The organism is Micrococcus sp. 2A (genome assembly GCF_039519235.1).
Lineage (GTDB): Bacteria > Actinomycetota > Actinomycetes > Actinomycetales > Micrococcaceae > Micrococcus.
In genome coordinates this window covers 2,425,801-2,447,948 of record NZ_CP154351.1, presented here as the reverse complement: position 1 = coordinate 2,447,948, position 22,148 = coordinate 2,425,801, and the positions used below count along the sequence as shown (strand labels likewise).

18 protein-coding genes, 2 pseudogenes and 1 other annotated feature are annotated in these 22,148 nt (G+C 71.9%); of the genes and pseudogenes, 17 read left to right on the top strand and 3 right to left on the bottom strand.

Translation table 11 applies throughout. The features are described from left to right. Positions 1–8: 8 nt before the first annotated feature. The 6 genes from AAG742_RS11360 (at position 9) to AAG742_RS11335 (ending at position 5,247) form a co-directional block, all read left to right on the top strand. Positions 9–1,271, top strand: coding sequence for a phospholipase D-like domain-containing protein (locus AAG742_RS11360; protein ID WP_248115746.1), 1,263 nt, complete (start codon positions 9–11; stop codon positions 1,269–1,271). A gap of 317 nt (positions 1,272–1,588) precedes the next feature. After that, positions 1,589–3,064 (top strand): MBL fold metallo-hydrolase, encoded by a 1,476-nt coding sequence (locus AAG742_RS11355; RefSeq protein ID WP_298710112.1) that lies wholly within the window; start codon positions 1,589–1,591, stop codon positions 3,062–3,064. A gap of 52 nt (positions 3,065–3,116) precedes the next feature. Beyond that, a complete protein-coding gene (locus AAG742_RS11350) occupies positions 3,117–3,770 on the top strand; it encodes a rhodanese-like domain-containing protein (protein WP_298710114.1) in 654 nt (217 codons plus the stop codon). Between the two features lie 3 nt (positions 3,771–3,773). Beyond that, positions 3,774–4,532 (top strand): sulfite exporter TauE/SafE family protein, encoded by a 759-nt coding sequence (locus tag AAG742_RS11345; RefSeq protein WP_298710116.1) that lies wholly within the window; start codon positions 3,774–3,776, stop codon positions 4,530–4,532. A gap of 111 nt (positions 4,533–4,643) precedes the next feature. After that, entirely contained in the window at positions 4,644–4,922 is a 279-nt protein-coding gene (locus tag AAG742_RS11340; RefSeq protein WP_298710118.1) for a metal-sensitive transcriptional regulator, read from the top strand. Positions 4,923–5,055: 133 nt separating this feature from the next. Continuing rightward, the gene (locus AAG742_RS11335; RefSeq protein WP_248115741.1) at positions 5,056–5,247 is read left to right on the top strand and encodes a hypothetical protein; all 192 of its coding nucleotides are present in this window, start codon (positions 5,056–5,058) and stop codon (positions 5,245–5,247) included. 131 nt (positions 5,248–5,378) lie between these two features. Here AAG742_RS11335 and AAG742_RS11330 read toward each other — a convergent pair. Further along, positions 5,379–6,225 (bottom strand): annotated as a pseudogene (locus AAG742_RS11330) (hotdog domain-containing protein). A 439-nt stretch (positions 6,226–6,664) separates the two neighbouring features. Here AAG742_RS11330 and AAG742_RS11325 point away from each other — a divergent pair. From AAG742_RS11325 to AAG742_RS11285, 9 genes and pseudogenes are all read left to right on the top strand, one after another. Then, positions 6,665–8,431: an ABC transporter ATP-binding protein gene (locus tag AAG742_RS11325; RefSeq protein ID WP_298710119.1), complete on the top strand. Its 1,767-nt coding sequence runs from the start codon at positions 6,665–6,667 to the stop codon at positions 8,429–8,431. Further along, complete coding sequence (locus AAG742_RS11320; protein ID WP_298710122.1) at positions 8,428–10,416, top strand: ABC transporter ATP-binding protein; 1,989 nt, start codon at positions 8,428–8,430, stop codon at positions 10,414–10,416. The genes AAG742_RS11325 and AAG742_RS11320 overlap by 4 nt, the downstream gene beginning before the upstream one ends. A 487-nt stretch (positions 10,417–10,903) precedes the next feature. Then, positions 10,904–12,123, top strand: a pseudogene (locus AAG742_RS11315) (IS3 family transposase). Further along, positions 11,176–11,307, top strand: a sequence feature (AL1L pseudoknot). It overlaps the preceding pseudogene by 132 nt. A 292-nt stretch (positions 12,124–12,415) precedes the next feature. Further along, positions 12,416–12,742, top strand: coding sequence for a hypothetical protein (locus AAG742_RS11310; RefSeq protein ID WP_135030880.1), 327 nt, complete (start codon positions 12,416–12,418; stop codon positions 12,740–12,742). A gap of 13 nt (positions 12,743–12,755) precedes the next feature. After that, positions 12,756–13,484, top strand: coding sequence for a hypothetical protein (locus AAG742_RS11305; RefSeq protein WP_135030879.1), 729 nt, complete (start codon positions 12,756–12,758; stop codon positions 13,482–13,484). Then, positions 13,481–14,536 carry a hypothetical protein gene (locus AAG742_RS11300; RefSeq protein ID WP_135030878.1) on the top strand — a complete coding sequence of 352 codons (1,056 nt, stop codon included), beginning with the start codon at positions 13,481–13,483 and terminating at the stop codon, positions 14,534–14,536. Before AAG742_RS11305 ends, AAG742_RS11300 begins: the two co-directional genes overlap by 4 nt. Continuing rightward, the gene (locus AAG742_RS11295; protein ID WP_158493872.1) at positions 14,533–15,177 is read left to right on the top strand and encodes an ABC transporter ATP-binding protein; all 645 of its coding nucleotides are present in this window, start codon (positions 14,533–14,535) and stop codon (positions 15,175–15,177) included. Before AAG742_RS11300 ends, AAG742_RS11295 begins: the two co-directional genes overlap by 4 nt. Positions 15,178–15,193: 16 nt before the next feature. Continuing rightward, on the top strand, positions 15,194–16,288 hold the full coding sequence (locus AAG742_RS11290; RefSeq protein WP_298710124.1) for a permease: 1,095 nt from the start codon (positions 15,194–15,196) through the stop codon (positions 16,286–16,288). A gap of 73 nt (positions 16,289–16,361) precedes the next feature. Further along, complete coding sequence (locus tag AAG742_RS11285; RefSeq protein WP_248115735.1) at positions 16,362–17,879, top strand: SulP family inorganic anion transporter; 1,518 nt, start codon at positions 16,362–16,364, stop codon at positions 17,877–17,879. A gap of 233 nt (positions 17,880–18,112) precedes the next feature. On the opposite strand, the gene AAG742_RS11280 is transcribed toward AAG742_RS11285, so the two are convergent. Together AAG742_RS11280 and AAG742_RS11275 are read right to left on the bottom strand one after the other, a co-directional pair. Then, positions 18,113–19,210: a hypothetical protein gene (locus tag AAG742_RS11280; RefSeq protein ID WP_343282153.1), complete on the bottom strand. Its 1,098-nt coding sequence runs from the start codon at positions 19,208–19,210 to the stop codon at positions 18,113–18,115. Between the two features lie 164 nt (positions 19,211–19,374). Next, complete coding sequence (locus AAG742_RS11275) at positions 19,375–19,788, bottom strand: VOC family protein (RefSeq protein ID WP_248115733.1); 414 nt, start codon at positions 19,786–19,788, stop codon at positions 19,375–19,377. 137 nt (positions 19,789–19,925) lie between these two features. Between AAG742_RS11275 and AAG742_RS11270 the strand changes: the two genes are divergently transcribed. Both AAG742_RS11270 and AAG742_RS11265 read left to right on the top strand, forming a co-directional pair. Continuing rightward, positions 19,926–20,783, top strand: a complete 858-nt coding sequence (locus AAG742_RS11270) for a type II CAAX endopeptidase family protein (RefSeq protein ID WP_248115732.1) — start codon at positions 19,926–19,928, stop codon at positions 20,781–20,783. Beyond that, complete coding sequence (locus tag AAG742_RS11265; protein WP_248115731.1) at positions 20,780–22,120, top strand: MATE family efflux transporter; 1,341 nt, start codon at positions 20,780–20,782, stop codon at positions 22,118–22,120. The genes AAG742_RS11270 and AAG742_RS11265 overlap by 4 nt, the downstream gene beginning before the upstream one ends. The last annotated feature ends 28 nt before the right edge of the window (positions 22,121–22,148 follow it).

Here is a 22,148-nt window from a genome sequence, read left to right as displayed (position 1 = left end):
ATGCGCGGATGAACGAGATCCCCGTCCCCGGACGCCCCGCCCTCCGCCGGCTCGTGGTCCGCGGCCTCACCGCCGGAGCCGCCGCCCTCGTCGTCCTCCCCGCCGTGACCGCGGTCGCGCTCACCGGGATCGACGTCGTCAAGCGCCGCGGACGAAAGCAGCGTCCCGCCCAGCGGCCGGGCACGTTCCACGTCGAGGCCGGGGAGTCCTCCGTGAGCATCTTCACCTCCGGCGAGGAGCTCTTCGAGGCGATGATCGCCGCGATCGACGACGCCCGCGAGTCCGTCAAGCTCGAGACGTACATCTGGAAGGGCGACGAGACCGGCCAGCGGTTCATGGACGCGGTCAACCGGGCGGCCGAGCGCGGCGTGCGGGTGTGGATCTCCTACGACGGCTTCGCCAACCTCGTGGTGAGCCCCCGGTTCTACCGGCAGTTCCATCCCGCCGTGCAGGTGTACCGGATGCCGGCCTTCACCCGCCCGTACTGGCGGGGGATCGTGCGGCACACCGGCTTCAACCACTCCAAGATCCTCGTGGTGGACCACGAGGTGGGGTTCGTGGGCGGCTACAACCTCGGCGACGACTACGCCCACCACTGGCGGGACACGCACGTGCGCCAGGTGGGGCCGGCGGTCTGGGGGCTGGACCACTCGATCGCCACCGTGTGGAACGCGGGCCACGCGCCCGAGGAGCGCATGGAGTGGCACACGCCGGACTCCTGGAACCAGGCCGTCACCGTGGCCTCCAACCTGCCGATCCAGCTGGTCTACCCGGTCCGCCGCGTGTACCTCGAGGCGATCGAGCGGGCGCGGGACCACATCTACATCAACACCCCGTACTTCATCCCGGACCAGCAGATCCTCGAGGCGCTCAAGGACGCCGCACGCAGGGGGGTGGACGTGCAGGTCATGCTGCCCAAGGACTCCAACCACGTGGTGGCCGACTGGGTCTCCCGCGGGTTCTACGCCGAGATGCTCGAGGCCGGCATCACGGTCCTGCTCTACAGGGCGAGCATGATCCACGCCAAGACCGCCACCGTGGACGGTGAGTGGGGCACCGTGGGCACCGCCAACATCGACCGCCTCTCCCTGGGCTACAACTACGAGACGAACCTCTCCGTGGTGGGTGCCGAGTTCGCCGCCCGCATGGAGGAGATCTTCCGCGCCGACGCCGCCCACTGCGACGTGGTCACCTCGCCGCGCTGGGAGGACCGCCACGGCATCGCCCGCGTGGTGGAGACCCTGCTCGTGCCGCTGCGCCCGCTGCTCTGACGGGGCAGGGCCTCCGGGGCGCCGAACGTCTGAGGCACTGAGGCACTGAGGCACTGAGGCGCCGAGCATCCGGGGCGCCGACCAGGGGCGTCGGCCGCCGGCTCTCCGTCGCAGTCCTTCCCACCCCAGCCCCGGCGCCCTCGCCCCCCTGCGCGACCCCTCCGTTTCGACCGCTGTGAGTCCCTCGCGCTGTGGGGCGCCCTCCTGCTTGCATACCCCCAGGGGTATGTCCTACGCTGATCTCCGCTATACCCCAGGGGGTATCACGACGTCGTCGCTCGCCGTCGTCGCCCCAGCCCCGATCCCAGGAGGACCCCATGCTGCTCGAGCGCATCTACGACGAGGACCTGGCCCAGGCCAGCTACGTGATCGGCTGCCAGGCGAAGAAGGAGGCCATGGTGGTGGACCCCCGCCGCGACGTGCAGGTCTACCTGGACTTCGCCGCGCACCACGGCATGACCATCACGCACGTGACCGAGACCCACATCCACGCCGACTTCCTCTCCGGCACCCGGGAGCTGGCCGCCCGCACCGGCGCGCAGATCCACCTGTCCGGGGAGGGCGGCGAGGACTGGTCCTACGGCTTCGAGGGGAACCTCCTCCACGACGGCGACGAGATCCGCCTGGGCAACATCACCGTCACCGCCCAGCACACACCGGGGCACACCCCCGAGCACCTGAGCTACCTCGTGCAGGACGGCGCGTTCGCGGACGGCCCCGGCTACTACCTCACCGGCGACTTCGTCTTCTCGGGCGACCTCGGCCGCCCCGACCTCCTGGACGAGGCCGCCGGCGGCCAGGACACCCGCTTCCTCGGCGCGAAGCAGCTCTTCGCCTCGCTGAAGGAGAAGTTCGTGGGCCTGCCGGACCACGTGCAGGTCTTCCCCGGCCACGGTGCCGGCTCCGCGTGCGGCAAGGCGCTCGGTGCCCTGCCCTCGACGACGGTCGGCTACGAGCGCGCCTACGCCTGGTGGGCGCCCTACGTCGAGAAGGACGACGAGCAGGGCTTCGTCGACGAGCTGCTCGACGGCCAGCCGGACGCCCACGCCTACTTCGCCCGCATGAAGCGCCAGAACAAGCAGGGCCCGGCCGTCCTCGGCGAGCTCGCCCCGCTCACGGAGCTCAGCGGCGAGGCGGCCGCGGCCCGCGTCGCGGACGGGGACGTCCTCGCCGACACGCGCCCGGTCGACCAGATCCACGCCGGCACCGTGCCCGGCTCCCTCGCCCTCCCGGCCAAGGACAAGGCCGCCACCCACAGCGGCTGGGCCTTCGACCCCGAGGCCGAGCAGAACGCCGGCGTCGCCATCATCCTGCTGGCGGACGACGCCGACGACGCCGGCCGGATCCGCGACCACCTGATCCGCGTCGGGGTGGACGCCGCGGACGCCTTCGTCACCAGCCTGGAGGGCTTCGACCTCGAGGCCCCGGCCACCATTACGGCGGAGGAGCTCGAGCGCAGGATCGCCGCCGGCGACGTCGTCGCCGCGGCCCCCGGTGCCGCGCCCGGCCAGGACGGCCTCGCCCTGCTCGACGTCCGCAACCGCTCCGAGCACGCCGCCGGCACCATCCCGGTCAGCGCGGGCGCGGACGGTGACGACGCGGGGGCCGCCCAGCTCTCCGCCGGCAAGGTCGCCTTCCACGAGGACGAGCTGCCGAAGGACGCCGCGCTCGTGACGTTCTGCCAGTCGGGGCTGCGCAACGTCGTCGCCGCCCAGGCGCTGCGCCGCGACGGCTTCCGCGTCGTCGAGCTCGAGGGCTCGTACAACGCCTGGCAGCAGCGCGTCCGCGGCTGAGCCGCCCGCGTTGCCCCGCCTGAACCTGACACGCCCCAGAATGGAGACCACCATGACCGTCACGACCCTGACCCCCGTGAGCCCCGAGGCCCTGCGCGAGCGCATTGCCGCCGGCGAGGTGTTCGTGCTCGACGTGCGCACCCCCGGCGAGTTCGAGGCCGAGCACATCGCCGGCTCCTACAACGTCCCCCTGGACACCCTGAAGGAGCGCGCCCGCGACGTCGCCGAGCGCCTCGACGGGCATGTTGTGCTCGTGTGCGCCTCCGGCGTCCGCGCCTCCGACGCCCAGCAGCGCCTCGCCGCGACCGGCTTCCGGGAGGCCGCCGTGCTCTCCGGCGGCATCAGCGCCTACGCCCAGGCCGGCGGCGACGTCGTCCGCCGCGGCTCCGGCTGGGCCATGGAGCGCCAGGTGCGCATGACCGCCGGCACCATCGCGCTCACCGGCGCCGTCGCGTCCCAGCTCGGCTCGCGGCGCTTCGGCCTCATCCCCGCGGCCATCGGCGCGGGCCTCACGTGGTCCGCGGTGTCCAACACGTGCGCCATGGCCTCGGTGCTGTCGAAGATGCCGTGGAACCGGCCCGCCGTCGAGCGCTCCGCCGCGGACGTCCTGGGCGGCCTCCCGACGACGTCGGGCGCCTCCGGTGCCGGCCGTGCCGCCGCCGTCGCCCCGGGGACCGCCGTCCCCTCGGCCACCGGGCGGGCCTGACCGATGACCGGGCTCGCGATCGCCCTGGCGCTCGTCGTGGGCATGCTCGTGGGCATGCTCGGCGGGGGCGGATCCATCCTTATGGTGCCGCTGCTGACGTATGTGGCCGGGCTGGAGCCGCACGCGGCGATCGCGAGCTCGCTCTTCGCGGTGGGCATCGCCTCGCTCGTCTCGGTGGGCCTGCACGCCCGCCGGGGCACCGTGCGATGGCGCACGGGTGGCCTGTTCGCGGCCGGTGGCATGGTCGGTGCGGTGCTGGGCGGCGCGCTGGGCTCGCTCCTGCCGGGGCCGGTCCTGATGATCGGCTTCGCGGTGATGATGCTCCTGACCGCGCGGGGCATGATCCGGGGTCGGCGCGGCGGCGAGGAGCCCGAGGGTGAGAGGAAGGTCCGGGTGGGCCGACTGCTCGCCACGGGGCTGGGCGTCGGGCTGATCACCGGCCTCGTGGGCGCCGGGGGCGGGTTCCTCATCGTGCCCGCGCTGGTGCTGCTGGCGGGGCTGCCGATGAGCGCCGCCGTCGGGACCTCGCTCATGGTGATCTCGGCGCAGACCCTCGCCGGGTTCGCCGGCAAGCTCCCGGGCGTGAGCCTGGACTGGGGGCTCCTGCTGGCCCTGACGGGCACGGCGGTCCTGGGTGCGCTGATCGGTGTGGCGCTCGGGAAGCGGGTGCCGGACCGGGCCCTGCGGATCGGCTTCGGCTGGTTCGTGCTCCTGATGGGCGTCGGAGTGCTGGCGGCGGAGATCGCCGGCCTCATGGCCTGACACGTCTCCCGAGACACCCCCGGGGGTATCCTGAGCGCTGACCTGAATGGGCCTGGCCAAGCCCCGACTCACCGTTCTCCTGTTCTCTGACCGTCCCCGAAAGGACACGCCATGCGCTCCGCCGACGCCGAGACCCAGCGCAAGATCCTCAACCGCCTCAAGCGCGCCCGCGGGCAGCTCGACGCCGTCATCCGCGAGGTCGAGGGGGAGGGGAGCTGCCGCGACGTCGTCACCCAGCTCTCCGCCGTCTCCACCGCCCTGGACCGGGCCGGCTTCGCGATCGTCTCCTCCGCCATGAAGTACTGCGTGAGCGATCCCGAGGGCGCCGCCGAGTCCGAGGAGAAGCTGACCGTGGAGGAGCTCGAGAAGCTCTTCCTCAGCCTGGCCTGAGCGGCCCCACCTCCGGCCCCTGCCTTCCGGCCGAGTCGTACCTGGAGACCGTTATCCGGCCTGGATAGCGGTCTCCGGATACAGCTCGCCGACTGCTGAACCCCCGACATCCCCGATCGAGAGGAACCTCATCATGTGCCGTCCTGCGAAGTGCGACGTCTGCGGCAAGACCACCTGGGCCGGCTGCGGCCAGCACATCGACTCCGTGAAGGCCACCGTGCCCGCCGGCCAGTGGTGCGGAGGCCGTCACACCGACGCCGAGCGTGCGGCCGCCCGCGCCGGCGGCCAGGAGCCCGGCTTCCTCGCGCGCCTCTTCCGGCGCTGACGCCGACCGGAAGCTGTGCCCGGGCCAGCTCGGCCCGGGCACAGCCTCACCTTCCACCGACCCAGACTTTCGAGCCGCAACGTCACCCCTGTAGCGGCTTGAAACTATGGGTCACGCGCCAGCTGTGCCGGTCACGCGCTGCCTGCCTCCCCTGCGCCGGACCCGCCGGCGCCCAGCAGGTGGTCGGGCAGGCGGTTGCCCGGGGCCTTCGCGCGGATCTCGAGCAGGTCGCGGGCGTGCTGCCACATGCATGCCCTTGTTGCCGGTGTAGATCAGCCGGGCCTCCACCTCCACCAGGTCGCCGATGTGCAGCGGGCGGTAGAAGCGCACGCCGCCGGAGAACACCGCCACGGTGTCCCGCCCGGCCCAGCGCGTCGCGCAGAGGTAGGCGGCGGTGTCGATCCACTCCATGACGATGCCGCCGTGCACCTTGCCGCCCCAGTTCACGTCCGTCGGCGCGGCGAGGAAGCGCAGGACCACGCGCTCGGCCGTGCCGGCGTCGGAGTAGACCTGCTCCTTCATGGCGGCGGTGATCTCGTCCCGCACGGCGATGCGGGAGATCGCGTACTCGCGCGCCAGCTCCTGCTCCAGGCTGCGGGGCACGAACTCGGGCACCTTGACGGGCTTGCCGTCCTCGACGGCGACGAACACCACGAGGCACCGCGTCGCCTCGCTCAGTTCACCGGTCTTGGGGTCGCCCGAGCGCACGACGGTGTTGATGTGCATCGAGCTGGACCCGGTGCAGAGGACGCTCGCGGTGACCTCCACCATCTGCCCGACGGTCACGGGCTCGCGGAAGTGGATGTTGCCCACGTACGCGGTGACGCAGTAGGTCCCCGCCCAGGCGGTGGCGGCGGCGAACGCGGCCTTGTCCACCCACTCGAGCACGCGGCCGGCGTCGACGGTGCCGGAGTGGCCCTGGTCGGTGGGGGCGGCGAGGAAGCGGAGGGTCACTTCGTGGCGAGGGGTCTCGGTCATGGACGAGATTCTCGCAGGGCCCGGCCGGGGGATCTCGACCGACCGACTCTTCTTCACTCGACCGAGCCCTATGGGGGCGTTTCCGTGAACAAGAGTCGGTCCGACGGGATGCAGGACCCCGACCCGCGCTTCGCCCGTGCCTTTCAGCCGCTTCGGACCGTGCGTCGCGGTCCGGAAGTGCGGGTCGTCACAGGTGAGCGGCGAGGCCTGGACGAGGTGAGTCCCGAAGCCTGCGCGAGGCGAGAAACGGGGTGGTGCACGGACGACGGCGGCCCGTCCTGGCCCGTCCGCCGCCGGGTGCAGAATGGGGATCGACGGGGCCCGACGACGCGCCCCGTCCCGCCGCCCGCGGCGCCTTCGTCAAGGCCTCACCAGGCGCGCCGCCGCCGCCACCCGATCCGCCCCGATCCGCCCCGCACCAGCCACCCCTAGGACCCCCATGCTCTGGACCCTCCTGCGCCGCCACGGCCGCCCGTACCTCGGGGCGATCCTCGCCGTGCTCGTGCTGCAGCTCGTCAGCACGCTGGCCATGCTCTACCTGCCCAGCCTCAACGCCCGCATCATCGACGAGGGCATCGCGAAGGGGGACACCGGCCGCATCTGGGGCATCGGGCTCGTCATGCTCGGCGTCGCGCTCGTGCAGGTCGTCGCGGCCATCTCCGCCGTCTGGTTCGGGGCGAAGGCCGCGATGGGCGTGGGCCGGGACCTGCGCCGCGCGATCTACACCCGCGTGGACGGCTTCTCCGCGGAGGAGCTGGGCCGCTTCGGCGCCGCCACGCTGATCACGCGCGGCACCAACGACGTCAACCAGGTCCAGATGCTCACGCTCATGGCCCTGAACTTCATGGTCGCGGTGCCGATCATGGCCATCGGCGGCATCGTCATGGCCATCCGCGAGGACGCCGGGCTCTCCTGGCTCGTGTGGGTCTCCGTGCCCGTGCTGCTCGTCATCGTGGCGTGGATCGTCAGCCGCCTCATGCCCCTCTTCCAGCGCATGCAGGACAACATCGACGACGTCAACGGCGTCATGCGCGAGCAGGTCATGGGCATCCGCGTGGTCCGTGCCTTCGTGCGCGAGCGCCACGAGGCGCAGCGGTTCAGCGACGCCAACGCCGTCCTCACGGACACCTCCGTGCGCATCGGCCGGCTGTTCGTGCTGCTCGGCCCCGTGATCACGATGATCCTGCACCTGGCCACCGCCGCCGTGCTGTGGTTCGGCGGCCACCGCGTGGACCAGGGTCTCGTGCAGATCGGCTCCCTCACCGCCTTCATGCAGTACCTGCTGCAGATCCTCATGGCGGTCATGATGGGCACCTTCATGATGATGATGCTCCCGCGCGCCGTGATCTCCGCCCGCCGCATCGGCGAGGTCTTGGACACGGTCCCGACCGTCGTCGAGCCCGCGAACCCCGTGACCCCGGCGCGCCGCGCCGGCGCGGTCGAGTTCCGCGACGTCACCTTCGCCTACCCCGGCGCCGAGGCCCCCGTGCTCGACGGCGTGAGCTTCGCCGTCGCCCCCGGCACCACGACGGCGATCATCGGCCCCACGGGCTCCGGCAAGTCCACGCTCATCAGCCTCGTCCCGCGCCTCTACGACGCGACGTCCGGGCAGGTCCTGGTCGACGGCGTCCCCGTCACCGACCTCGCCCGCGCCGAGCTGACCGACGCCGTCGCGCTCGTCCCGCAGCGGCCGTACCTGTTCTCGGGCACGGTCGCGGAGAACATGCGCTTCGGCGCCCCGGACGCCACGGACGAGGAGATCTGGGCCGCGCTGGAGACCGCGCAGGCCGCGGACTTCGTGCGGGCCCGCACCACCCCGGCGCCCGCCCCCGAGGAGGGCGAGGTGTCCGGCCTGGAGTCGCGCATCTCCCAGGGCGGCACGGACGTCTCCGGCGGCCAGCGCCAGCGCCTCTCCATCGCGCGCGCGCTCGTGGCGAAGCCGCGCGTCCTCGTCTTCGACGACTCCTTCTCCGCGCTCGACGTCACCACGGACGCGCGCCTGCGCGCCGCCCTGGACGACGCCGCCGCGGACACCACCCGCATCGTGGTCGCCCAGCGCGTGGCCACCATCACCGACGCGGACCAGATCATCGTGCTGGACGAGGGGCGCGTCGTCGGACGCGGCACCCACGCCGAGCTGCTGGCCTCGAACCGGACCTATCAGGAGATCGTGGACTCCCAGATCCGCGAGGAGGAGCTGGCATGAGCGCCGAACTGACCGACGCCGAGATCGCCGACATCCACGAGTCGGGCGCCACCGACGAATGGGGCGGCGGCCCCGGCCGCAAGGCGAAGGCGTTCTGGCCCTCGGCCAAGCGCCTCCTGGGCCTCTTCGGCGCCGAGCGCGCGGGCGTGGTGCTCGTGGCGCTGATGGTGCTGGTCGCCGTCGTGTTCAACGTGTGGGCGCCCCACGTGCTCGGCCAGGCCATGGACGTGATCTTCGGGGGCGTGGTCTCGAAGGACATGCCCGCCGGGGTGTCCCGCGAGCAGGTGATCGAGGGGTTGCGCGCGCAGGGTCAGGGCCAGGCCGCGGACATGCTCTCCGGCATGGCGTTCACGCCCGGCGCGGGGATCGACTTCGCGGAGCTGGGGCGGCTGATCCTCATCGTCCTGGGCATGTACCTGGTGGCGCAGACCTTCATGTGGCTCCAGGGCCGTGTGCTCAACGACATCGTCATGCGTATCGTCTTCCGCCTCCGCGAGGAGATCGAGGCCAAGCTCAACCGCCTCCCGCTGAGCTACTTCGACACCCGCCAGCGCGGCGACCTGCTCTCCCGCACCACCAACGACGTGGACAACGTCCAGCAGGCCATGCAGCAGGCGTTCGCCACGCTCGTGTACTCGGTGCTGACCATCATCGGCATCGTCGGCATGATGTTCTGGCTCTCCTGGCAGCTGGCGCTCATCGCGCTCATCGCGCTGCCGGTGGCCGGCGTCGTCGTCGGCGTGATCGGCAAGAAGTCCCAGGCGCTGTTCACCGCGCAGTGGCGCGAGACGGGTCAGCTCAACGGCCACATCGAGGAGTCCTTCACGGGCCACGAGCTGGTCACCGTCTTCGGCCGCCAGGCGGACATGGCCGAGCGCTTCGACGAGCGCAACGACGCCCTCTACGAGTCCGCGTTCAAGGCGCAGTTCTTCTCCGGGATGATCATGCCGATCATGCAGTGGGTGAACTGGCTGGGGTACGTGGGCATCGCCGTCGTGGGCGGCCTGCGCGTGGCCAGCGGCCAGATGACCCTGGGCGCCGTGACCGCGTTCATCCAGTACTCCCGCGAGTTCAACCAGCCGCTGGGGCAGGTGGCGGGCATGTCCAACATGCTCATCTCCGGCGTCGCCTCGGCCGAGCGCATCTTCGAGCTGCTGGACGAGGACGAGGAGGACCGCGACGCGGCCCCCGCGCACCTGCCGCAGCCGGTGCGCGGGCGGGTGGAGTTCGAGCACGTGCGGTTCTCCTACTCGGAGGCCAAGCCCCTCATCACGGACCTCAACCTGGTGGCGGAGCCGGGCCAGACGGTCGCCATCGTCGGCCCGACCGGCGCCGGCAAGACCACCCTGGTCAACCTGCTCATGCGCTTCTACGAGGTCGACGGCGGCCGCATCCTGGTGGACGGTGTCGACACCCGCACCGTGAGCCGGGAGGAGCTGCGCTCCCACACGGGAATGGTGCTCCAGGACGCGGTGCTCTTCGGCGGGACCATCCGGGAGAACATCCGCTACGGCCGGCAGGACGCCACGGACGAGGAGGTCGTCGCCGCGGCGCGGGCCACGTTCGTGGACCGCTTCGTGCACACCTTGCCCGAGGGCTACGACACCGTCATCGAGCAGGACGCCTCCAACGTGTCCGCGGGCGAGCGCCAGCTCATCACCATCGCCCGCGCGTTCCTGGCGCAGCCCTCGCTGCTGATCCTGGACGAGGCGACCTCCTCCGTGGACACCCGCACCGAGGTGCTGGTCCAGGGCGCAATGGCGGCGCTGCGCTCGGACCGGACGAGCTTCGTGATCGCCCACCGGCTCAGCACCATCCGCGACGCCGACGTGATCCTCGTGATGGAGCACGGCGACATCGTGGAGCAGGGCAACCACGCCGAGCTCCTCGCGGCCAGGGGCGCCTACCACCGGCTCTACATGAGCCAGTTCAAGGGCGGGGAGGACGACGGCGGCGGTGCGGCCTCGGGAGAAGACGCCCGGTGATGACTGCAGCGAGCGTGAAGGGACTCGGGACGGCCTGACGAGGCCAGGAGAATCCCTTGCTGTGGGGGGTAGCGTCTACTATGTGACGTAGCTCATATCGGGTTGGAATCCTGAGGAGGATCGTCATGGGACCGAGGGCTTCTGGTCATGAGCGGGCCTGACATCACAGGGAGACGTGGCCGGGGTCTGGCAGTCGGGCTTGCGCTCACTGTCGATCTCGCCGCGTGCGGGGATGAAGGCGGATCCGCAGGACAGGACGTCGCTGACTGCGCAGGCGCGACAGCGCCGGAGGAATGGAGTCCATCTCGGTGGACGCCGCCAGTCGCGATTCAACCGGTCCTGACGGCGGAGGCCGAGAAGGAAGCGGCCTACCGCTCCGCTCTCGAACGGCGGGCCCAGACGCTCCGCATCACGGATCCTCCTCGCGTGCAGCGGAGAGTGAAGCGCCCTGGGTTTCGTTCCGATCCCAACGAAGGAGAATCGGAACATGCCCAAGAAGTTCAGCCCCGAGCTGCGTGAGCGCGCGGTCAGGATGGTCCTGGAACGCCAAGCCACGCAAGGAGGGCCCCGTTCGCATTCCATCCGGGCGGTAGCCCCGCAGCTCGATGTCAGCGAAGAGACCTTGCGGATGTGGTGCCAACGCCACGGCCACGAAATAGCTCAGGCACCCGTCTCAGAGACCCCTGCGGAGGAGATCCGCAGGCTCAAACGCGAGCTGGCCGAGGCGCGGCGCGCGAACGAGATCCTCAAGGCCGCCTCGGCTTTTTTCGCAGCGGAGCTCGACCGCCCCACGACGAGATGATCGCGTTCATCGACGAACACCGCGATCAGTTCGGGGTCGAGGCCATCTGCCGCACCCTTCGTGCGACGGAATGTGGGTTCATCACCTCGACGTGAGCTACCGCGCCGCGAAGACACGACCGGCCTCCGCGCGGGCCCTGCGAGACGTCCTGCTGCTCGAGGAACTCCGCCGGATTCACATGGAGAACTACAGCGTCTACGGCGTCCGCAAGATGCACCATGCGATGGCCCGCGCCGGGTGGGAGATCGGCCGGGACCAGGTCGCCCGTCTCATGCGTACCGCCGGCCTGCAGGGAATCCGCCGTGGCCGCAAGCCGATCACGACCCGCCCTGCAGGAGAGACAGACGCCCGCCCTGATCTCGTGGAACGTTGCTTCACCGCCGAGCGGCCGAACCAGCTGTGGGTCGCTGACATCACCTACGTCAGGATCCTGGGCGGGTTCTGCTACGTCGCGTTCATCACCGACGTCTACTCCCGGCGCATCGTGGGATGGGCTGTCTCGGGCAGCCTTCACACCGTGGGGCTGCCGCTGCTGGCCTTGGAGCGCGCGCTGCTGAGCACTGGCGCCAGCCGTGGCCGCCAGGGCCTGGTGCACCACTCGGATCGCGGTAGTCAGCTTGGCCTGCTCGGATGCGCTCATCACCGCCGGGGTGAGCGCCTCAGTGGGCACCGTGGGCGACTCTTACGACAACGCCCTGGCCGAGAGCGTGAACGGGCTCTACAAGGCCGAGCTCATCCACGCCAAGCGGATCTGGGAGTCCGTCGAGGCGGTCGAGCTGGCCACCATGGGGTGGGTGCACTGGTGGAACACCACCCGCCTCCACGAGGCCCTGGACTACCTCACCCCCGCGGAGGTCGAGGCGGCCTACACTCACGACCAGGACTCAGCGCCCGTTGCGTCTTGACCTCGGAACGAAACCCAGGGCACTTCAACGCCGAGATCATGGAGGCCTGCCCCGAGGTGCCCTCTGACTCCGTCCTCTACGGGTTCGACGGATGAACCGCCCCGTCCGCTGGGCCACCTCACCCCGCGCCCTTTGTTACGAGCGCGCGGCGGAACGGCCGTGCCGGGGCGCATTCCGGTGCAAGGTCAAACGTGGGTGTGTGAAGCATCTGAGAAAACTCTTGACGCTGAGCGGGCCACGCCATAGCGTGTGACGCACCTCACAAGGGGCTTTAGATCGGAGGAGGAACATCATGGGTGTGAAGCAGTGGGCCAGCAGGGTAGGCGCTGGCGTGGCTGTCGCTGGATTGCTGGCGGTCTCTGGAGCGGCGCCAGCGCAAGCGTTGTCAGAGACTGGCAGGAAGGACTGCAGTGCCGGAGGCGGGTATGTCGGCCTGCAGGTGGAGCAGCAGCGGTATACGGACACGATGTATTACAACGTCGGCGGAAAGACCACCAAGAAGCCTGGGCTATACAAATATGGATGGGATTCCGGACTCCGCATGACGCAGACCTGGACGGGGTCATCGACCTCGCTTCTGCTGTCGGGCACCTACGGCTACTGCTATTACCCCTACTGAGGTTGAGCCCAAGATGAAGACGAAGTTCGCAGCGGTCACCGCCGCGGCGGTGACCGCTGTTCTGACTCTGTCTGGATGTGCGACCACTGCTCCGTCCACGAGCGCCGCGGCGACCGGTTCCCCTACAGAGAAGGTGTGGGATCCCGAGACCTGGACGCCCACCGAGAAGATCGAGCGGCGGATGACCGAGGCTGACGAGCGGGAGCGCTGGTATGAGTCACAGCTCGCACGAAACGCCGCCTTCTTGGGCATCAGCAACCCCCCGGCCGTCACCCGTCGCGGGTGGGCCACCTCCAGGCAAGAGCAGGCGAGATGGTCCGCGCAGTGCATGACCGAGCGAGGGGTTCCCGCCACGTACAACGAGGTTATGGTGGGGGTGACGTATGACACTCCGCCGCCCTCGCAGGAGGCGGCCGTGAAACTGGTCTCATGGACCTGCGATGCCCTGTTCCCCATCGATCCGAGCCTGGACCAGGAGTTCTCTGACGCTCAGTTGCGCCTGCTCTACGACTATTGGGACCAGTACGCCATCCCGTGTCTTGAGGACCATGGCATCACCGTGGACACATCCCAGCGGCCCTCGAAGGAAACATGGCTGGCGGCCTTCAACACGCCGGAGCGGATCAGCTGGTGGCCCGTGCAAGACTCCATCATGGGCCTCACGGACGCGCGCTCCGCCGAGGTCTCGGAAGCCTGTCCGGTTCAGCCCCCGGACTCGATGCTCTTCGGATACTCCGAATGAGCAAGGTCACCCGCTGGGCCGCTCTCGTCCTCACGCTCGTGCTCGTCGCCGCCCTCGCCTTCTGGGCCGGCCGGGCCACGCTCACCCCTCCGGCCCAGGCCGATCAGCGTCCGTCCGAGGACGCCGTCGTCACCGTCGCCGAGCAGGAGCTCGGCCGCGTCATCACCCTCGGCGTGTCCGTGGCCCGCGAGCAGGCGCCGGCCGCCGTGAACGCGCTGTCCGGCGTCGTCACCCGGGCCGGGGAGTCCGGTGAGGTGGCCGCCGGGGACGTGCTGTACGCCGTCGCGCAGCAGCCCGTGATCGCCGTGCAGGGCGAGCTGCCCCAGTGGCGGGCGCTCGACGAGGGCGCCACCGGCAGCGATGTCGCCGCGTTCCAGCGAATGCTCGCCGCCACGGGGGCGAAGGTGGAGGTCACCGGCACCTGGGACGAGGCCACCGCTGTCGCCTGGAACGGCTGGCTCACCGAGCGCGACTACCCGGCCGCGGGCACCGTGGAGCTGGGCCAGCTCGTGGTGCTGGAATCACTCCCCGCCGCACTCAGCGTGGACGCGAAGGCAACGGCCGTCGGCGGCGCGCTCGCGGGAGGCGAGACCATCGTCGCCCGCCCCGGCGACGAGCCCACGTTCGCCATCGAGGTCAACCAGGACCAGGCCGCCATGATCCCGGCCGGCACCGCGGTGACCGTGCCCCACGGCGAGCACGAGTGGGAGGCCGTGGCCGGCGAGTCCACCGCGGACGACCAAGGGCTGATCCGCATCCCCCTGACCGCCCCCGACGGCGGCGCGGTGTGCGGCGCGGACTGCGACTCCCTGCCAGCCGAGGCCTCCACCTCCCTGCTCTCGAAGGTCAACGTGGTCCCGCCCGTCACCGGGCCCGTGGTCCCCGTGTCCGCGCTGCGCACCCAGCCCGGCGGCGCCGTCGTGGTCACCGTGGTGCAGGACGGCGTCGAGGAAGAGCGCACCGTCACCGTCCGCGGCTCCGCGGACGGCCTGGCCGTGGTGGACGGCGTGGACGCCGGGGAGACCGTGCGCGTGCTGAACGGCGCGCCGTGAACGCGGAGCTGTCCGTGGCGGACCTGCGCTTCGCGTACACGCGCGGCGCGGAGGAGCTGTTCGACGGCCTGACCCACCGCTTCACCCCTGGCGCCGTCACCGCGCTCACCGGCCCGTCCGGGCGCGGCAAGTCCACGCTGCTGTACGTGCTGGGGCTTATGCTCACGCCCTCGGCGGGCGTGGTGCGCCTGGGCGACGTCGAGGCCTCCGCCCTGCCGGACCGGCGCCGGGCGCGGTTGCGGGCCACGTCCGTGGGGTTCGTGTTCCAGGACGCCGAGCTGGACCCGTCCCGGCCCATCCTGGACTCGGTGGTGGAGCCCGGTCTGTACGCAGGGCTGGAGCGTCGGGTGCTGGAGGAGCGGGCCCGGGCGCTGCTGGAGCGCTTCGGCCTGGGACACCGGGCCGAGCACCGGCCGGGCCAGGTCTCGGGCGGCCAGGCCCAGCGCGTGGCGGTGTGCCGGGCGCTCGTGAACACTCCCGCGGTGGTGCTGGCCGACGAGCCCACGGGCAACCTGGATCCGGACAACGCCTCCCTCGTGCTCGACGCACTGGCCGAGACGGCCGCCGAGGGGCGCACCGTGGTGGTGGCCACGCACGACCCGGCCGTCGTCGCGCGGGCGGACGAGGTGGTGCGGCTATGACCCTCGAGGCCCGCCCATGAATCTGCGAACCCTGCTGCGCGAGGCCCTCACCGCCGCGCGCACCTCGCCCGTGCCCTCCGCTCTCGTGCTGCTGGTGGTGGCCGCCATGTGCTTCGCCGCCGTCGCCACGGTGGGCCGTCAGGCCGCCACGGAGGCCGCCGTCGCCGCGGAGCTCTCCGGGCCCGCGGCGCGCGTGCTCACCGTCACGGACTCGGGCGGCACCGGCTTCCTCACCGGCGCCACCGTCACCACCCTCGCCGGTCTCGACGCCGCCGAGGCCGCCCTGGCCCGCGACATGCCCGTGGACACGGTGAACGCCGCGATCGGTGCGGGCGGGACGCGCGTGGCGGTGACCCACGTGGTGGGCACCCTGGACCGCGGCGTCGAGCTCACGCGCGGCCGCCTGCCGGGCCCCGGGGAGGTGGTGGTGCCCGAGGCGAAGCTGGCCGAGCTGGGCCTGGCCCAGCCCTCCGGGGCGCTCGAGTCCGGAGACGGACGTCAGTGGGCCGTGGTGGGCGCGTTCGAGGCGCGCACGCCGTTCGAGGACCTCGACGGGTACGCGCTCGCCGTGCCCGCCGCCCCGGCCTCCCTCGTGGTCCAGCAGGTCCGCGTCCTGGCCCCGGACACCGCCGGCACCCGCGCCATGCAGGACTCCGCCCTGGCCGTGATCGACCCCGACCCTCGCTCCTCGCAGGTGCAGACCGCGCGGGCGCTGGCCGCCGGGAACGAGACGATCACCGGGGAGCTGGCCGGACTGGGCCGATCCCTGCTGCTGCTCATCCTCGGGGCGGGCGCCTTCTTCGTGGCGATCGTGGTGCTCGCCGACGTGCTCATCCGTCGCCGCGACCTCGGCCGCCGCCGCACCCTGGGCATCGGCCGCGCGGACCTCGTGCTGCTCGTGGCGGTCCGCACCGCCGCGCCGGCGGTGCTCGGGGCGGTGGTGGGTGCGGGGACGGGCTACGCCGTCGTCGTGGGGCAGGGAGGTGCTCTGGGAATGGACTTCGTGGTGGGCGTGGCTGTGCTGGCGGCCCTCACCGCCGTGGTGGCGAGCCTGCTCCCGGCGGCCTTCGCCGCGTTCCGGGACCCCGTGCGGGTGATGCGCACCGCATGAGGCCCGTCGGGTGGCCTCAACGCGCGCCCTGGTCACCCGCATCACCCCCAGCGACCACCGCTACCCTCGACGCATGCCCTCCTCCGCCTCCGTGGCCGCGCCCGACCGCGCGCCCACGCCCCTGGAACGCCAGTCCGTCCTGCGCACGCTCCGCACCCCGCGCTGGCTGCGCACCGAGGTCCTCGCGGGCCTCGTGGTGGCGCTGGCGCTCATCCCGGAGGCCATCGCGTTCTCGGTGATCGCGGGCGTGGACCCGCGCGTGGGGCTGTTCGCCTCGTTCACGATGGCGGTGACCATCGCGATCGTGGGCGGGCGCCCGGCCATGGTCTCGGCGGCCACGGGCGCGGTGGCGCTCGTCGTCGCCCCGCTCTCCCGCTCGCACGACGTGGACCACCTGATCGCCGCCGTCATCCTGGGCGGGGCCCTGCAGATCCTGCTGGGCGTGTTCGGGGTGGCCCGGCTCATGCGGTTCGTGCCGCGCTCGGTGATGGTCGGCTTCGTGAACGCGCTGGCCATCCTGGTGCTCACGTCCCAGCTGCCCGAGCTCATCGGCGTGCCGTGGCTCGTCTACCCGCTCGCGGTGCTCTCGCTGGCGGTGGTGCTCGCCCTGCCCCGCCTCACGACCGCGGTGCCGTCCACGCTCGTGGCGATCGTCGTCGTGACGGTGCTGGCCGTGGCCGCCGCCCTGGACGTGCCCCGCGTGGGCGACCGCGGCGCCCTGCCCGACGCCCCGCCGGTGTTCGCGCCTCCCCACGTGCCCCTCACGTGGGAGACGCTGCAGGCGATCCTGCCCTTCGCCGTCGGGGTGGCGTTCGTGGGGCTGCTGGAGTCCCTGCTCACCGCCAAGCTCGTGGACGACATCACGGACACCCCCTCGGACAAGTCCCGCGAGTCCTGGGGGCAGGGCGTGGCCAACGTGGTCTCGGGGCTGTTCGGCGGCATGGGCGGCTGCGCCGTGGTGGGCCAGACCATGATGAACGTGAAGGCCAACGGCGCCCGCACGCGCCTGTCCACGTTCCTGGCGGGCGTCTTCCTGCTGCTGCTCGTGGTGGTGCTCGGCGACGTCGTCGCGCAGATCCCCATGGCCGCGCTCGTGGGCGTGATGATCTTCGTGGCCGCCTCCGCCTTCGACTGGCATTCGGTGCGCCCCTCCACGCTGCGGGCCATGCCCCGCTCGGAGACGGCGGTCATGCTCGTGACCGTCATCGCGACCGTGGCCACCCACAACCTCGCGGTCGGCGTGGGCGTGGGCGTGCTCACCGCGCTCGTGCTCTTCGCGCAGCGCGTCTCGCGCCTCGTCACGGTGGAGCGGGAGCTCGACGACGACGGCGCCACCGCCGTCTACCGCGTGCGAGGTGCGCTGTTCTTCGCCTCCTCGGACGACCTGTACTCGCAGTTCCAGTACGCGCTCGACCCCGCGCGGGTGGTGGTGGACCTGAGCGAGGCCCACGTGTGGGACGCCTCCACGGTGGCGGCCCTCGACGCGGTGCAGACCAAGTACGCGCGGCACGGGGTGCAGGTGAAGGTGCGGGGGCTGAACCAGGCCAGCGCCGACATGCACGGCCGGCTGACGGGCCGCCTCGGGGCGTGAGCGGGGGGCTGGCTCGGTCCCGCTCGGGTCGGCTCGGGCTGGCTCGGTCCCGCTCGGGTTTTTGGGCGTGTCTGCGGGTGGGACACGCCCACAACTCGATTCTGGGCGGGATGTTCGCCCAGAATCCTGAGGGCTGTAGGGGAAGATGGCCCAGAACAGCCGGTGCGGACGTGGACGAGGCGAGGCCCCGCCGTCGTGGTTCTGACGGCGGGGCCTCAGACGTTCTTCAGACCTCAGAAGGTGTAGGGCACGCGCTCCCAGGTGAGCAGCTCCTGCGCGGCGTTCTTGCCCTTGCCGGCGCTGTTCGGCGCGACGGTGAAGCGGGTCCACTCGTTGGAGGTGGCGTCGCCCTCGACGGTGACGCGCTGCAGGTTCTCGACGGCGCCCACGCCGTAGGCGTCGACCCAGGGGGAGCCGGCTGCGAGGGGCGCGTCGGCGTTGTAGCGGTGCGAGTCGCCGTTGATCAGGTAGACCGGGCCGTCGAAGGCGCGGGCCTGCTCGGCGATGGCGCCGACGATCGGGCGGAACGCGGCCACGTCCGTCTCGGTGATGCCGGCGGCGGCGAGGCGGGGCTCGAACATGTCCGCCTGGGTGAAGATCACGACGCCGCGGGCGTTCGTGCGGCGGGCGTCGTCGAAGGCCTCGCTGACCTGGGCGATGTTCGCGGCGTCGCGGTGGGCGACCTCGGCGAGCTGCTCGGGGGTGGGGACGGTCAGGCCGAGACCGGCCCACGGGTCGGTGGAGTTGTGGGAGCCCTGCACGTCGATGGCGACGAACTCCACGCGCTGCTCGCGGAAGCGCAGGTTCTCCGGCAGGCCCAGCTCGTCCTGGGAGTCCACCTTCATGGGGACGCCGAGGGTGCGGTCGGCGACGGGGAAGAAGATGTCCCGGACGGAGTCGAGGCGCTCGAGCGGGTTGTAGGCGCCGTTGTTGGCACGGTGGCAGTCCACCCAGTCGTTGTCGCCGGGGGTGAAGACCAGCGGGAGGGTCAGGCGGTCGAACTCGCCGCGGATCATCTGGAAGTACTCGTCCGAGCAGACGGCGGAGCCGGCCTTCACGTCGCCCACGTGGGCGAGGAACTCGAGCTCGTCGCTCTGGGCGGAGAGCTCGTCGATCATCTCGGGAAAGCGGTCGACCTGGGCCTGGCCGTAGGGGACGTCGCCGATGACGCCGAATTCGAAGGCGTGCTTGGCGGTGGCGGTGGCGGAGTGGGCGGGCTTGCCGGTTCCGGTTCCGGTGCCGTGGTCGGAGGCGGCCTGGGCGGGGGCGGCTGCGCCGGAGGCGAGGCTCACGGCGGCGAGCAGGGCGAGCGTGCGGTGCGAAGTGCGCATGGGGGTGCTCCTGGATCCGGTGGCCGCGCCGGGGAGGGCGGGGCCGGGCTGACGGCGCCGACGGCTGTCGGCCGCGTCAGGCTAGGAGCCGTGGGTGACGGCGTCCCGCGTCCCGGGTGACGTGCGGGCGAGCGGTGCGTGTCGTCGTCGTGAACGTGCCCCGCTCAGGCGGTGATGAACTCCCACTGGTGGCCGTCCGGGTCCACGATCTCGCGGGAGTGCATGCCGGAGCCGGCCATCTCGTCGCGCAGGTCCGCGGGGAGCGGGACCTCTTCGGCGCCGGCCTCCACCGCGCGGTCGGCCAGGGCGTCGACGGCGGCGGCGTCGCCCACGGTGAGCGCCATCAGGGCCGCGTTGGTGGTCATGCAGTCGGCGATCTCGCGGTCGCCGATGAAGTCCGTGTAGTAGCCGGGGCTCAGGTACATCGCGTACGTGGACTCGGTGAGCTCGATGCACACGGAGTACTCGTCGGAGTAGTCGTCCATCGCGGTCGCGCCGAGGGACGTCCAGAAGTCGCGGATGCGCTCCACGTCCGTCGTGGGGAGGTTGATGAACACCGGCTGGGAGAACAGGGCCATGACGTGCACCGTAGACCCTCCGCCTCGCCCCCCGCCAACCGGCCGCCCACCGGTCCCCGTCGGCCGGGGCTGCGTGCGCTCCGGTGGCCGCTCGGGTATCCGTCCCCGCGTCCGCCCCCGTTGGTAGCGTGGCCGCCATGAGCCTTCCCCCCGCCCCGCCCGCCGGCTGGCCGCCCTCAGGCTGGCCCGGCCGCCCCGCCCCCGCGGCCCGGACCACCCCCGACTGGACCCCCGGCCGCTTCCACTGGGGCGATCTCGCGGTGGTGCTCGCCTACGGGGCGCTCATGATCCTGGGGCTCGGCCTCTTCGCGGCCATCGCGCTGGACCTCGTCCCGGCCAACCAGGAGGACTTCCAGGTCCTGGACGCCTTCCGGGTGAACCTGCTCAGCTACGCCGTTCTCGTCCTGCTCGTGGTCGCCGTCGCGTGGCGCCCGCTCGTCACCTCGCTGCGCGTGTTCCGCACGGGCACGTGGTGGAAGATCCTGCTGCTGCCGGCCACCTGGTTCGCGTGCATCGTCGTGAACGTGCTGGTCCTTAGCCTGCTCGGCCAGGCCCAGACCAGCGCCAACCAGGCCGCCCTCGAGGAGATGACCACGCAGGCCCCGCCGCTGCTCATGGTCCTGATGACGGTGGTCGCCGCCCCGCTCGTGGAGGAGTACCTCTTCCGCCACCTGCTGGTGGGCAAGCTGTCGCGCTACGTGAACGTGTGGGTGTGCGCCGTGGTGTCCATCCTGGCGTTCACGCTGCTGCACTTCCTCGGCACGGGCGGGGACTTCGACCTCGTGGAGACCATCCCGTACGTGACCCTCGCGGTCGCCATCACGGTGTCCTACATCCTCATGGGGAAGTCGTTCGGGTACGCGGTGCTCCTGCACATGACCAACAACGGCATCGCGATCGCCATGCTCTACCTCGTGGCCCCCCTCCTGCCCGAGGTCCCCCAGCCCGTGGCGCCCACCGCGTTCCTGCCGTTCCTCACCGCGCTCGTCGGATGAGGGATTCCCGCCCCCTCGCCCGCCGCATCCTCGCGCTGGCGGTCCCCGCGTTCGGCGCGCTCATCGCGGAGCCGCTGTTCCTCCTCGCGGACACCGCGATCGTCGGACACCTCGGCACGGCGCAGCTCGCGGGCGCGGGCATCGGCACCACCGTCCTGCACACCGCCGCCGGGCTGCTCATCTTCCTCGCCTACGCCACCACACCCGCCGTCGCCCGCCTGGTCGGGGCGGGGGACCTCGCCTCGGCCATGTCCCGCGGCCGCGACGGCGTCGGGCTCGGCCTCCTGCTCGGCGCGGTCCTCGGGGTGCTCGGCTGGGCCGCCGCCCCCGCCCTGACCGGAGCGCTCGGCGCCACAGGCGAGGTGCAGGCCCACGCCGTCGCCTACCTGCGCTGGTCCATGCCCGGACTGCCCGCGCTCCTGGCGGTCCTGGCCGCCACCGGTGTCCTGCGGGGACTGCAGGACACGGTGACCCCGCTCGTCGTCGCCGGGGTGGGGTTCGCCGCGAACATCGGCCTCAACCTCGCCCTCGTCTACGGGGCGGGCATGGGCGTCGCCGGCTCCGCGCTCGGCACCTCGATCGTCCAGTGGGCCATGCTCGCCGCCTACCTCGTGGTGCTCGCGCCCCGCTTCCGGCGAGCCGGCACCGGCTGGCTCCCGACGGCGGCCGGCATGCGGGCCACGGCGCAGGTCGGCTCGTGGCTGCTGCTGCGCACCGCCAGCCTGCGCGCCGCGATCCTGCTGACCGTGGTCGCGGCCACCGGCGCGGGGGAGACCGTGCTCGCCGCGCACCAGCTCGTCTTCACGCTGTTCTCCACGCTCGCGTTCGCCCTCGACGCCCTGGCCATCGCGGCGCAGTCCCTCATCGGCGCGGAGCTCGGCGCCTCCCGTCCCGACGCCGCCCGCCGCCTCACCGCGGTCATGGTCCGCTGGTCGCTGGGCTTCGGCCTGCTCACCGGCGTGGCGCTGGCCGCCGTCGCGCCGTGGCTGCCCTCCCTCTTCACCGCCGACCCCGCGGTCCAGGCCGCCGCGACCGCCGGCCTCTGGGTCCTCGCGATCACGCAGCCGCTCGCCGGGTTCGTGTTCGTCCTGGACGGCGTGCTCATCGGCGCCGGGGACGCGCGCTACCTCGCGCTCGCGGGGCTGGTGAACCTCGCCGTCTACGCCCCCGTGCTGTGGCTCCTGGCCCGCTCCGGACCCCTGCTCTCCGCCCCCGACGCCGGCACGCGGGTCGTGGCGCTGTGGGTCGGCTTCGGCGTCGTGTACCTCGGCATGCGCGCGCTCACCCTGGGCCTGCGCGCCCGGGGCGGCGCGTGGATGAGGCTCGGGACGGGCTGAGCCCCGACAGCGGCACGGTCGCCCGCGC